The organism is Pseudomonas syringae (assembly GCF_002157375.1).
In the GTDB taxonomy this organism is placed as follows: domain Bacteria; phylum Pseudomonadota; class Gammaproteobacteria; order Pseudomonadales; family Pseudomonadaceae; genus Aquipseudomonas; species Aquipseudomonas syringae_T.
Genome location: NZ_MTSA01000005.1, coordinates 1 through 15061, shown reverse-complemented (window position 1 = coordinate 15061; position 15061 = coordinate 1). Strand labels below are relative to the sequence as shown.

Genomic DNA, 15061 nt, shown 5'->3' with positions numbered 1-15061 from the left:
ATCCATCCCTTTGTTACTGAGGGACCGAGTCATGGCTGACTTCCCTGCCTTCTGCCGCCAGTCCTTCGCGCCACCATTGCGCCAGGCGTCGTACGTTGGGTTCCTTGAGGATCGTGAAATGATTGCCTGGGCCATACCAGACGCTCAGGTTGGGTACCCGTGCCTTCCAGCCATCGATCATTGCCTGCTGCTCACGTTGGTTATTCGCTGCATCCAGCGTCGGGTCTTCAGCCAGCACCAGCCTGACGGGGCTGTCGTACTGGTGAACCGGTTGATAGCGGGTACGCAGTGCCATGCCGAAGGCACGCGCCGGACCCGACATCGAATTGACCGGCGAACGGGCTGGCAGGATGCCCGCCCGGACCATGCCGGCGTGCAGCATGCGCATCTGGCCAGCGTCGTCCTGAGTGGCGAATGCAGCAGCGTCGATGTGCAGCGACTTGCCGGACGACAGCTGAATCGCCTCGATCAGGCGCCTGAGCACCCCGCTCCCCGTGTAAGGCCTGCCGACCACGCCGTTGCCGCCGGGTGACTCGCTGTCGATCAGGGTCAGCGACGCCACTTCGCGTCCTTCGGCCTTGAGGCGGTTAGCCATTTCAAACACCACCCAGCCGCCGAATGAATGCCCGAGCAGATGCACCGGACCTCGCGGGTGGATCTGTTCGATCTCGGCCAGGTAAGCCTGCGCAGCGGTCTCCACCAGCCCGAACGGAACGCTCGCGCCATCCAGGCCTCGCGGCTGCAGCCCATGCAGCGGCCAATGCGGGCCGACCGCGTCCGCCAATCCTATGAACCCGGTCACGCTGTCCCCGGCGCCCGGTACACAGAACACCGGAACATGATCGCTACGGCCCGACTGAATCGTCAGCAAAGGCTTGAAAGAGGTCGCTGTCATCGGCGCTTTGCCTTCAGCCAGGGCTGCACTGATGGCCTGACCCAGCACCTCGACATGGGGCACCTGCATCAGGGTCTGGTGATCACCGGGCACCGAGACGCAGCGTAGCTGTGCAGCGGGCATGACCGCCTCCCAGCCCAGCCAGCCCTCATGGGCCGGAGCATCCGCAGCGCGCTCGGCAGCGACGAACAGGTGTACGGCCACCGGGATCGGGTAAACCGTGTAATTGGCCAGCGCACGACCATGTGCCACTTCGCGGTCCAGGTAAGCCCACAGCTCATCGCGACTCAACGTGGTCATTTCGGCCGGCAAGACGCGCTGCTCACGGCAGGCGGCCAACAGCGTGTCGAAATCCGTTGCGCTGGCGTTCGAGTGCAATGCTGACAGTGCGGCACCGATTCGGGCGCGCTCGGCACCTTCAGCCGTACTGGCCGTGTTCAACACTTCGCAACGGTCCAGCAGGTGCAAGGCATGCGCGCGTTCGGGGTTCCAGCGCTCACGTCCCTGATCCACACAGCGCGGGTAGTAACTGTCGATCAGCCCGAGGAACTCGACCTGCTCCTGCTGGGCGATGAGTTGATTGGCGATCTCATACGCCAGCACCCCGCCAAACGACCACCCGGCCAGACGATAAGGCCCTTGCGGCTGCACGTTGCGCATCAACCCCAGCAGCCGGGTCGCCATGCATTCCAGCGTCTGCAACTGCGTTTCGCCCCACGCCAGCGCGGGCAGCCCGTAGACCGGGGTGTCCGGGTCGATGTGCTTGCCGAGTACCGGGAAATACACGTCCAGACCACTGAATTCATGAACCAGGAAGATCGGTGAACGGCTGCCGCTGCGACGGACAGGGACTGCGGCATCGCGCTCGTTCTGTGTGGCCGTGCGGTTCTGGATCAACTGCGCCATTGCTGCGACGCTATCGTGCTCGAACACCTCGGACAGGGTGACCGCCGGGTCGATCTGCGCCAGCGCGCCGACCAGTCGTACAGCCAGCAGCGAATGCCCGCCCAGCTCGAAGAACCGGTCGTGGCGCCCCACTCGCTCGACGTGCAGGACCTGCGCCCATGCCTGTGCGAGGGCTGTTTCCAGGCCTTCTTCAGGTGTTTCATAACCCCGACCGACCAGCGCCAGTTCGTCCGGTACAGGCAAGGCCTTGGTGTCCACCTTGCCGTTCAGGGTCAGTGGCAGGCGTTCGAGCCGTACAAAGGCTGTCGGCACCATGTAATCGGGCAGTTGCCCTTGCATGTGTGCTCGCAGGTCATCAATGGCCACCTCGCCATGAGCCGTGAAATAAGCGGCCAGGTAGTGCCCGGCCGCCGCTGATTGCCGTGCGACCACGAAGGTTTCGTTGACAGACATATGAAGATTCAACCTTGATTCGATCTCGCCCGGCTCGATTCGGTAGCCGCGCAGTTTGATTTGATTGTCGGAGCGGCCCAGATAGTCGAGCGTGCCGTCCGCTCTCCAGCAGCCCATGTCACCGGTGCGGTAAAGACGCGCACCGTCGCCAGCGCCGAAGGGGTCCTCGATGAAGGCGTTGGCGGTCAGGTCCGCACGGTTCAGATAGCCCAGCGCCACGCCGTCGCCACCGAGGCAGATCTCCCCGGCAACGCCGACAGGAACCGGTTTTTGCCGCTGATCCAGTACGTACGCCTGCGTGTTCGAGATCGGACGACCGATCGGCAGGTTGTCTACGTCAGACGAAACATCCTCCACGCTGTAGGTGGTGCTCAGCGTGGTGTTTTCCGTCGGGCCATAGGCGTTGATCAGTTTCAGCGCCGGTGCCGCTTCGCGCATCTTCCTGAACACCTGCGGGTCGGCACGCTCGCCGCCGGAAATCAGCAGGCGCAGGCCGGCCAGCGTCGGCGTCATCAGGTCCGCGTAATGATTGAACACGGCGGTGGTCAAAAACAGCACGCTCACCCTGCTGCTCTCCAGCGTGGAAGCGAAACGCGCCGGATCCAGCAGGCACTCGTGGTCGATGATCACCAGCCGGCCGCCGTTCAGCAGCGCGCCCCAGATTTCGAGCGTGCTGGCGTCGAATGCCGGGTTCGACGCAAAGGCGGTTCGATCATCGGCCCGGAACTGCGCATAAGCGGCGTTCACCACCAGTCGGGCGATACCACGGTGCGGCACGACGACACCTTTTGGCGTGCCGGTGGAGCCGGAGGTGTACATGATGTACGCCGGGGCTTCAGCGTCCGTCTCGACTGGCGTCACCTGACTTTCGAACGCCGGCTCTGAAGGTGCCGCGAGGTCCAGCCAGCGGGTGCCTTCCGGAATCGGCATACCGGCCAGGCTCAACGTCAGCACTGCGGCGCTGTCCTGCAGAATGAAGCGCAGGCGATCTTCAGGTGCCTGGCGATCCAGCGGCACATAAACAGCTCCGCACTTGAGCACGGCCAAGGCGCTGACCAGCCACTCCAGCGAGCGGTTCAGCAGGATGGCCACGCAATCACCCTGCCCGACGCCTTCATGCCTGAGCCGCAGGGCCAGGGCCTCGGCTTTGTCATTCAGAACCTCATACGAGGTCTGAATGCCGGCGTGGTCCACCGCAATGGCCTGCGGCGTCAGCTTCGCATGCGCTTCAAACAGCTGATGCACCGCGTTATCCGACGGGTAGTCCGTGTCGGTGTCATTGAACTCGAGCAATACCTGACGACGTTCGGCCAGCGGCATCACCTGCAACTCATGCAGCGGCTTGTCCGGTGTGTGCTCCAGCGCTTCGACCAGGCTGTACAGCGCCCGGCTCATGTAGCCGCAGATGCGCGCAGCCCCGGCTATTGGAACGGCCTGTGCGGTGAGTGCAAAGCCTTCGCCCAGATCATCCACGTTCAGCGCCAGCGGATAGTTGCTCCACTCCTCGCCGCCAAGCCCCTGGATACCAGACCATGCCGCCTGGGTATGGGCATCGGCCTGCGCCGCACTGTGACGATAATTCAGCAGCGCACTGAACAACGGCGCGGGTGCCGCGATGCCACTGCAGCGTTGAGCCATTGCCAGCGACGCATGCTCATGAAGCAGCAAGGACGCCAGCGCTGTGTGGGTCGAGCGCACGCCGTTACTGACGCTTTGCTCACCCGTGTCGATGCGGATCGGCAAGGTGTTGATGAACAGACCCAGCGCCCGATCAGCACCTTCGCCGCCCTGCATGCGGCCCATCAGCAGCGTGCCGAATACCACATCGTCGCGGCCGCTGAGCAGGCTCAACACCTGTGCCCACGCCAGATGATGCAGGCTGGCCGCACTGACCCCCAATTGTCGGGCGCAGGTACGTATGCGTTCCGAAAGGGTTTCATCCAGCACCTGACGGGCCTGCTCGATCCCGTTACCGTCCATCTGCACATCGTGAAGGCCGAATGGCAGCGTGGGGGTCGTGATGTCGCCGAGCATTTCCTTGAAGAACGCTTCGTGCGTCTGTGCGCCGGCACCCAGCCGGGCTTGAGCAACGTAGTTGCGATAAGGCACCGCAGCGCCCAGTTGTGCCTGCTGTCCGGTGAGGAACGCCTGCATTTCAGCCTGGACGATGTCCAGCGCCGTGTGGTCCAGTGCGATGTGATGGAACAGCAGGATGCCGACCCAGCGCGCCTGCTCGTCGTCATAGGCGTAGGCCAGACGCAGCAACGGTGCCTGACGGACGTCCAGACGATACTGGCGCGGGTCGAAGCGGTCGCGCAATTGCGTCTCCAGCTCGCCGTGGCGTGGGTCCAGCGTCACGACCTCGATGGGCAGCGGCGCTTCACGCAGCACCACTTGCACCGGCTCGCTCAGCCCTTCCCAGAACACGGCGGTGCGCAGAATGTCGTGGCGGGCGATCACCCCGTGCAGCGCCGCGACAAACGCGTCCAGTCGGTCCTGGTCCTCGAAGGTGAACAGTGCCTGCTGCAGGTAAGAATCGCCGGGGCCGGTGGAGGCCAGGTGGTGATACAGAATCCCCTCCTGTAGCGGCGCCAGCGGGTAAATATCCTGAACATTGGCGACGCCCCCGGGAACGGCCGACAGCAGCCCGTCGATTTCGTCCTGGGTCAGGTCGAGCAAGGGCAGCATGGCCGGGGTGATGCGTGTGCAGCCCTGTGCAGCGATCAGGTTGGCCGGCACCGCCACCTCATGGTTTTCACCTACCGCCAAAGCCAGAGCAGCCAGCGTCGGTTGACCGAACAGCACACGAACATCGGCACTCAGCCCGATCTGACGCATGCGCTCGATCAGCGTGACCGCCATCAGCGAATGCCCGCCCAGTTCGAAGAAATGGTCGTGACGCCCGACCTGCTCGACCTGCAGCAGGTCGGCCCAAAGGCTGGCCAGTGCCATTTCAATCGGACCCTGCGGTGCTTCATAAGCCCGGCTGGCAATGCTGTCGCGATCCGGCGCGGGAAGGCCTTTGCGGTCCAGTTTGCCGTTCGCTGTCAGAGGCAGGCTGGCGAGTCGCACGTAGGCGGCAGGCACCATGTATTCGGGCAGCAAGGCCGCCAGGTGACTTCGCAGCTGCTCCACACCCAGGTCGCTCTGATCCTCTGCCGAGGTGTAGTAGGCAACCAGTCGCTTGTCTCCCGGCGCATCCTCGCGAGCCACGACCACAGCGTCGAGAATCCCCGGGTGATCGCTCAGGCGGGCCGCGATTTCCCCCAGCTCAATGCGGAAACCGCGGATTTTGATCTGGTCATCGTTGCGGCCCAGATACATCAGCGTGCCGTCTGCCTGATAGCAGCCGACATCGCCGGTGCGGTACATGCGGGCGGCCGGGACATCGCTGAACGGGTCTTGCAGGAAGCGCTCGGCGGTCAGCTCCGGTTGCCCCAGATAGCCGCGCGCCACTTGCACACCTGCAATGTAGATTTCGCCCGTGCAGCCCAGCGGCACGGGTTGACCGACGCTGTCGAGCACGTACATTCGCGTGTTCGCGACAGGCTTGCCGATCGGCGTGTTGTCCGGCGTTTCTGGCCCTGAGCAGTCCCAGGCAGTGACGTCCACGGCTGCTTCGGTCGGGCCGTACAGGTTGAACAGCCCCGCACGGGTCAGTTGCGCCTTGAAGCGTCGCACCAGATGCCCCGGCAATGCTTCACCGCTGCACATCACCCGTTTCAGGCTGTCGCAATACGCCGGTGTGCCGTGGGCCAGGAAGATTTCCAGCATCGAAGGCACAAAGTGCAGCGTCGTGACTCCTTGAGCCTGAATGGCTTCGCACAGGTACGCCGGCTCACGATGGCCGCCAGGACGCGCCATCACCAGACGGGCGCCATTAAACAGCGGCCAGAAGAACTCCCAGACCGACACATCGAAACTGAACGGGGTTTTCTGCAACACCACGTCCGTTTCATCCAGGCCGTATTCGTCCTGCATCCACAGCAAGCGGTTGACCACACCGGCGTGTTCATTCATCACGCCTTTAGGCTGGCCGGTAGAGCCAGAGGTGTAGATGACATACGCCAGGTGCCTGGCGGTCAGGTCGTCGATCACCGGGTTGTGGTCAGGCTGGCCGGCAAACAGGTCGTCTGCGCCTTGGCCATCGAGCAGCAACACAGGCGCCGGGCAAGGCGGCAGGCTGTCTTGCAACGCGGCTTGGGCCAGTATCGCCACAGGCGCGCTGTTTTCGAGCATGTACGCCTGTCGTTCAGCAGGGTAATCCGGGTCCAGCGGCACGTAGGCAGCACCGGCCTTGAGAATCCCCAGCAGGCCCGCCACCATTTGCAGACTGCGTTGCGTGCAGATGGCGACACGGTCATCCACCCGAATGCCCATGCTCGTCAGACGGTGAGCGATCCGGTTGGCCTGGGCGTTGAGCGTCGTATAACTCCAGGATGCATCTTCGAACGTCACGGCTATCGCGTCCGGGGTGCGCTGCACTTGCGCTTCGAACAGGCCGTGCAAGGTGAGGCCTTGCGGGTAGCTCACCTCGGTTGCATTGAAGCCTTCGATCAACTGTTGGCGCTCGTCATCCTGCAACAGCGGAATGTGGGTCACGACCGCTCGACTGTCAGCCACCATGCCGCGCAGTACGGCCTCTAGATAACCCAGATGACGCTGAACGGTGCTGCGGTCGAACAGCGCGGTTGCATACTCCAGCGAGCCATACAGGCAACCGCCGACTTCCGCCATGTCGAGCAACACGTCGAACTTCGCCGTGCGGCTGCTGACGCCGATGGCCTGCAGGTTCATGTCGCCAAGCGCCAGCGATTCACCTGCGCCGTTCTGCCAGGACAGCATGGCCTGGAAGATCGGGCTGTGTGACAGGCTGCGGACCGGTTTGACCGCTTCCACCACCTGCTCGAACGGCAAGTCCTGGTGGGCCTGGGCCTCCAGCGTACGCGCCTTGACCTGCTGAAGCAGCGACTCGACCGTCGGGTCGGCCGCCAGATCGACACGCAAGGCCAGGGTGTTGACGAACAGCCCGATCAGCCCTTCGACCTCGACCCTGCTGCGATTGGCGACGGGTGTGCCGATGACCACGTCATCCTGGCTGGCAAGACGGCCCAGTACCGTTGCCCAGGCCGCCAGTACGGTCATGAACAGCGTAGTGCCCTGCCGCTGGCTGAGTGTCTTGAGTTGTTCGGTCAGTGCCTGATCAATCACCACGCCGACCGCATCGCCCGCGTATTCCTGCTGTGCAGGCCTCGAACGATCAGTAGGCAGGCTCAACAAGGCCGGGGCGCCAGACAGCGCCTGTTGCCAGTAGCCGCTTTGTTGTTGCAGCACCTCGGTGGTCAGCCAGCAGCGCTGCCACATTGCGTAGTCGGCGTACTGCACTGCCAAGGCCGGCATCGGGTCGGGATCGCCGTTGCGCAGGGCTTCATAAAGAACCCCCAGCTCACGCGTGAAGATGTCCGAAGACCAGCCGTCGGCAATGATGTGGTGCATCGTCACCAGCAGCACATGGTCCTCGTCATCCATGCGAATCAGCCTGCCGCGCACCAGCGGACCGGTGCCCAGGTCAAACGGCGCACGGGCTTCATCCGCCATCAGCACCGCAAGCGCCTGCTCGGCGTCGGGTTGCCCCTCGAGCGTCTGCAAACGCAGTTCAAAACCGCTGTCTGCTGGCGCAATACGTTGTTCGGCCTCATGGCCTGGCTGCTGAGCAAAGGTGGTTCGCAACGACTCATGGCGCGCCACGATCAGGTCCAGGGCGCTTTGCAGGGCATCGGCATCCAGTTCGCCGCGCAATCTCAAGCCCGCCGGGATGTGATAAGCCGCGCTGTCACCTTCCAGTCGCGCCAGGAACCACAGCCGTTGCTGTGCAAACGACAGCGGCAACGCCTGATCCCGTGTCACCGCAACCACCGAAGGTTGCGAGGTGCGTGCCGATTGCGCCAGCTCTCTGGCCATCGCTTCCAGGGTCGGCTGGGCAAACACGTCCATCAGCCGCAACTCCGCCCCTAGACGCTGACGAACGTGAGAGATCAGACGCATCACCAGCAGAGAGTGACCGCCCAGTTCGAAGAAGTGATCACAGCGGCCAACCTGCTCGATGTTCAGCAAGTCCTGCCAGATCTGCGCGAGCGCGATTTCGGTCGCGCCCTGCGGTGGCTCGTGCAGACGGCTGGCGAACGCATCGCCTTCAGGCATCGGCAGCGCCTTGCGATCCAGCTTGCGGTTGGGGGTCAGCGGCAGTGATTCAAGGATCACGAAAGCGCCTGGCAGCATGTATTCCGCCAGTTGCGGCGCGAGTGTGTCACGCAATCCGGCCGCCGACAGGCTGTGCCCGGTGTGTGGCACCACATAGGCCACCAGACGCTTCTCGCCCGGTATGTCCTCGCGGGCAATGACCACGGCTTCCTTGACGCCAGCGCATTCGCCCAGACGGGTTTCGATTTCGCCCAGCTCGATACGGAAACCCCGCACCTTGACCTGGAAGTCGTTACGCCCCAGGTATTGCAGGCTTGCGTCGTCCAGATAACGTGCCAGGTCGCCTGTCCGGTACATCCGCGCGCCTGGCTCGGCGCTGAAAGGATCCGCCAGGAAGCGTTCGGCGTTGACCTTGTCGAGATTGAGGTAGCCACGGGCCACGCCATCGCCACCGATGTACATTTCACCGGCCACGCCTTGAGGAACCGGCTGCTGCCAGGCGTCAAGCAGGTAAATCCGCGTATTGGCCATCGGCTTGCCGATGCTGACGTTGTGGGTGTGCGGGTCGCTGTCCACGTAAGCGGCGGTGCAGGACACCGTCGCCTCGGTCGGGCCGTAGGTATTGATCAGTCGCGTATGCGCCGGGCGCAACGCGTCCCACCACTGAAGTTTCTGCGCCGAAAGCGCATCGCCTGTGACGTTGATCAGCCTGACGCCGGCCAGCGCCTGCGCCGCCAGTTGCGGCTGCTGATGCCAGTCGCCGGTCAGGGTGTGCCAGTGCGCGGCGGTCATGTGCAGCATGCTCGGTTCTGCCTGCGGATCACCGGGCAAGCCTTCACTGCCGAAAATCTCTCGGGTCGGCATCAGCGTCGCGCCGGCCAGCAGCGTCGGGAAGGTCTCTTCCACGGACAGGTCGAAGTTGAGCGAGTTTTGCTGCAGCACCGTGTCGTGCGCGTCGAGTTCGAACAGGCGCGCGGCGTCCAGGCTGTAGTTGACCAGCCCGCGATGCTCGATCATCACCCCCTTAGGGTTGCCGGTCGAGCCCGAGGTGTAGATCACATACGCCAGATTCCGTGCCGTCAGGCCTTCGATGTCCGGGTTGTGCTCGGCGCCGGTCAGCGGTGCGTCCAGTGCCAGTAGCGGGAGGTTCAGGTTCGGCAATCGGTGGTGCAGATCGCGATGGCTGAGAATGGCCATCGGCGTACTGTCCTGCAGCATGAACTGCAGGCGATCCGCCGGGTAAGCCGGGTCCAGCGGCACATAGGCGCCACCGGCCTTGAGGATGCCCAGCAGGCCGACCACCATGTCGATGCCGCGCTCCACGCAGATCGCCACACGATCATCCGGGCTGACACCCAGCCCGATCAGCGTGTGTGCCACGCGGTTGGCGCGCAAGTTGAGTTGCTCATACGTCAGGTGTTCGCCTTCGCAGACCACAGCAATCGCTTGCGGGTGGGCGGCGACGCGCTCTTCGAACAGCCGGTGTGTGGTGCAGGTCTCCGGGTAGGTCGTCCGTGTGCTGTTCAGCTCGTTCAGCACGTGCTGGCGTTCCTGGCTGTCCAGCAAGTCGATGGCGGAAACCGGCTTGCGTTCACTGGCCACCATGCCGCGCAGCAGGCGTTCGAAGTACGTGATGTAGCGGCGCACGGTGGTTTCATCGAACAGCGCCGTGGCGTATTCCAGGCTGCCGACGAGTTGGCCCTGCAGTTCGCCCATGTCCAGCGACAGGTCGAATTTGGACACGGTGTTGGCGACACTAATGCCTTCCAGTGCAAGACCGGCAAACGTCAGGTCGGTCCCGCTGGCGTCCTGCCAGCTCAACATGGCCTGTAACACCGGGCTGTGCGCCAGGCTGCGCACCGGTTTGACGACTTCCACCACCTGCTCGAACGGCAGGTCCTGATGGGCCTGGGCGCTTAGCACCTGAGCCTTGGTCCGCGCCAGCAACGCCTCGACGGTCGGGGCTTCCGACACATCGATGCGCACCGCCAGGGTGTTGACGAAGAAGCCAATCAACGGCTCGACTTCGGCGCGCATCCGGTTGGCCATCGGCGAACCGATGACCACATCGTCCTGCCCGGACAGGCGACTCAAGAGTGCCGCCCAGCCAGCCAGCACGGTCATGTACAGGGTCATGCCGTGACGCTGGCCGAGTGCCTTGAGGTCTTGGGTCAGTTGCGCATCAAGCACGATGCCCAAAGTGGCACCTGCATAATCCTGCTGCGCGGGGCGCGGTCGGTCGGTCGGCAGGGCCAGCAGTGCCGGCGCGTCGGCCAGCGTTTGCTGCCAGTAGCGGCTTTGCGTCTCCAGCACCTCGCCACTGAGCCAGCGGCGCTGCCACATGGCGTAATCCGCGTACTGCACAGCCAGCGGCGGCAGCGGGTCTTGTTCCGTTTGAGCAAACGCCTCGTAGAGCGCGGTCAGTTCCTGGGTCAGTACGCCCAGCGACCAGCCGTCAGAGACAATGTGATGCAGGGTGACCAGCAAGGCGTGGTCTTCGCTGCCCAGACGAATCAGCCGTCCGCGGATCAGGGGGCCGGTGGCCAGGTCGAATGGCGTGACCGCTTCTTCCCGCGCCATGACCAGCAGTTGTTCTTCACGGTCGTCAAAGGCCTGAAGATCAACATGCGTCAGCGCGAACGCTTCATCGGCCTGAACGATCTGCTGCACCGGCTGCTGGTCGTCACGTACGGCGAAGCGCGTGCGCAGTGCTTCGTGGCGGGCCACGATGCGTGAAATGGCGCGTTGCAGCGCGTCGACATCCAGCGAGCCGCGCAACCGCAGGCCCGCCGGCATGTTGTAGGCCGTGCTCCCGCCTTCCATCTGCGCGAGAAACCACAAACGTTGTTGCGCGAACGACAGCGGCAGGTCTTCGTCACGGGACACCCTGACGATGTCAGGCAAGGTGCTGCGCCCTGCTTTCGCCAGCAAGTCAGCCAGGGCAGACAGCTCGGCATGGGTGAACAGCTCGGCCAGGCTCAGCTCGACGCCCAGGCGCAGCCTGACTTGGGAGATCAAGCGGATGGCCAGCAGCGAATGGCCGCCCAGCGCGAAGAACTGATCGTGGCGCCCTACTCGCTCAAGCCCCAGCAATTCTTGCCACAGGTGCGCCAGCGCAACCTCGATTTCGCCCTGAGGTGCGGCATAGGCACGGGAGACCAGCGCCTGTTGATCGGGGGCCGGAAGCGCCTTGCGGTCCAGCTTGCCGTTGGGTGTCAGGGGCAGTGCCTGCAACGCGATGTACGCCACCGGCACCATGTATTCCGGAAGACGGGCCAGCAAGTGCGTGCGCAGCTCCTCGATGTCGAGGCCTTCGCCGTCGGCGGTGAAGTACGCCACCAGGCGTTTGTCGCCCGGCACGTCTTCGCGAGCGATCACCACGGCTTCCCTGATTCGGGCATGCGTCGCCAGGCAGGTTTCTATCTCGCCCAGTTCGATACGGAAACCACGGATTTTCACCTGGTGGTCATTACGGCCCAGGTACAGCAGGTTGCCATCCGCCAGCCAGCGCCCCAGATCGCCCGTGCGGTACATGCGCGCCGTCGGGTCTTCACTGAACGGATCCTTCAGGAAACGCTCGGCGGTCAGGTCATCACGGTTCAGATAGCCACGGGCTACCCCGGCACCGCCGATGTACATCTCGCCGGCAACGCCCTGCGGCACGAGTTGATGGTGCTCATCCAGCAGATAGAACCGGGTATTGGCCACCGGCTTGCCGATGTGCGCGGCGAACCCGTCCTTGCGGTGCATTTGCACCCAGCTTGAATAGGTGGTGGTTTCCGACGGGCCATACAGGTTGCACAGACGTTGCACACCCGTGCGATCAAACAGGTCCTGCACCAGTTGGCCTTTGAGCGCTTCACCGGCCACGTTGACGGTGTGAACGCTTGCGTTGAGGCCCCCGGAATCCAGCAGCGCTTTCAGGGCCGAGGGCACGGTGTTGACCAGCGTGACGTCATGTGGGCCGTCTTGCAGGGCCAGTACGTTTCTCACCACCTCGATTGAGCCACCCGAAACCAGCGGTGCGAAACACTCGTAGACCGCCAGGTCAAAGTTCAGCGAGGTGGAAAACAGGGTTTTCGCCAGCACCGACGGTTCGAACGACTGTTGCGCCCAAGTCAGGAAATTGACCGTGTTGCGGTGTTCGATCATTACCCCTTTCGGCAGGCCGGTGGAACCCGAGGTGTAAATCACATAAGCCAGGTTGTCGGCGGCAAGACCGGGTACACGCGGGTTGTTGGGTGACTCGTTCAGCCAGGTGCAGTGATCCAGCGAAATCAGCGTTGCCGACGATGCCTCCAGCCTGTCATGGCTGGCCGCGTGGGCCAGAATCGCTGTCGGCGCGCTGTCTTGCAGCATGTAAGCGATGCGTTCGGCGGGATAGGCAGGATCAAGCGGTACGTAAGCGCCGCCGGCTTTCAGAATGGCCAGCAGCCCCACGACCATGTCCACGCCGCGCTCTACACAGATACCGACCCGGGCGTCCGGCTTGACGCCCTGATTGCGCAGGTGATGCACCAGGCGGTTGGCACGCTCATTCAGGGTTTTGTAGCTCAGCTGTTCTTCGCCATGCACCAGTGCCAACGCGTCCGGCGTGCGCTCGACCTGGGCTTCGAACAGGCCGTGAATGGTCTGCGTGTCGGGATAGGCCGCGGCGGTGTCGTTGAAGGTCACCAGCAGCGTGTTTCGTTCGGCTTCAGGCAACACCGCCAGGCTGCTCAGCGGGGCCTGCGGACTTTCTTCCAGTGCCAGTACCAGGCTTTCCAGCGCGGTCTGCATGAAGGCGCAGGTCCGCTGCGCGCCAATGTCGGCGACGGCCTGGGCCGTGAGCATGAATGCCTCACCCAGATCGTCCACATTGAGCATGAGCGGGTAGTTGGTCCGTTCTTCCATCGCCAGGGTCTGGATGCCTGACCACACCGCGACGGTTTCAGGCGCCGAGGTCTGCCCGGCGCTGTGGCGGTAATTGAGCAAGGTGCTGAACAGCGGCAGTGCGGACGGCACGCCGCTGCACCGTTGCGCCAGAGACAACGAGGCATGTTCGTGCCCGAGCAAGGCCGACAACCGGGCGTGCGTGGCTTTTACGCCTGCCTGCACGCCCTGCCTGCCCACACTGATACGCAGCGGCAAGGTATTGATGAACATCCCGAGCGCGCGGTCGGTGCCGGCAGTGCCGCTCATGCGGCCCATCAGCACCGTACCGAACACCACATCCTCTCGCCCGGACAGGCGACCGACCACTTGCGCCCAGGCCAGGTGCATCACACTGGCAGCGCTGACCCCCAGAAGACGGGCCTGGGCATGCAGCCTTGCACTCAGGGAGGCGTCCAGCATCAGGTGAACTTCTTCGATGCCACTGCCATCGCCCTGCACATCCTGCAGGCCCAGCGGCAGCGTCGGCTCATCGATGTCAGCCAGCATGTCGCGGAAAAACGCTTCGTGCTCTTCGCGGCTCACGCCCATGCGGGCCTGTGCCACATGGTTGCGATACGGCACGGCGGGCGGCAGTTGGGCGGCAAGCCCCATCAGGCTGGCCTGCATTTCCTGCACCACGACTTCCAGTGCAGTGTGGTCAAGGGCCATGTGATGGAACAGCAGGATGCCGACCCAGCGGTTGTTGTCAGGGTCTGCCGCGCAGGCCAGTTGCATCAACGGCGCACGGGCGATATCCAGCCGGTGATGGCGCGGGTCGAAGCGCTGCTGCAACTGTTGCAGCACCGATTCGCCCGCACCCTGCTCCACAGCGACCTCCTGAACATCCAGCGTCGCGGTGCGCCAGACCACCTGAACCGGCTCGCTCAAGCCTTTCCAGACCACTGCGGTGCGCAGAATATCGTTGCGATTCACCACGCTTTGCAAGGCACCGGCGAAACTCTCCAGCCGCTCGCGGTCGTCAAAACCGAACAGCACTTGCAAGACGTACGGGTCCCCTTCAGTGGCGGCAAGGTGGTGATACAAAATCCCTTCCTGCAACGGCGCCAGCGCGTAGATGTCCTGCACGTTGGCGATGCCGCCCGGCACACTGGCGACGATGCGGTCGATGGCGTCCTGATCCAGCTCCACCAGCGGCAGCAGGTCGGGGGTGATGCGCTGGCAGTTTTCGTCAATCAGATTCTCGGGCACCCCGATGTCGTGCTGGCCGCCCACCGCAGCGGCCAGCGCCGCCAATGTCGGCTGACCGAACAAGACTCGTACGTCAGCGCTGAGGTTCTGCTGACGCATGCGCTCGATCAGCTTCACCGCGAGCAGCGAATGGCCGCCCAGCTCGAAAAAGTGGTCATGACGGCCTACCCGTTCCACACCCAGCAGATCCTGCCAGAGCTGGGCGATGATTTCTTCCGCCTCGCCCTGCGGCGCTTCGTATTCACGGCTTGCCAGCGCCGATTGATCCGGTGCTGGCAGCGCTTTGCGGTCCAGCTTGCCGTTGGTGGTCAGCGGCAACTGTTTCAGGGTGACGAACGCGCTGGGCAGCATGTGCTCGGCCAGGGTCTGCAACAATTGCTGGCGCAGGTCAGCGGCGGAAATTTCAATTCCTTCTTGCGCAATGACGTACGCCACGAGGCGTTTGTCGCCCGGTTGGTCTTCGCGAGCGATGACCACCGCTTC

1 protein-coding gene is annotated in these 15061 nt (G+C 63.7%); it reads right to left on the bottom strand.

From position 1 onward, the window contains the following. Positions 1-13: 13 nt before the first annotated feature. On the bottom strand, positions 14-15061 hold a 15048-nt coding region (locus BW686_RS07125; protein WP_143514159.1), incomplete at its 5' end, for a non-ribosomal peptide synthetase.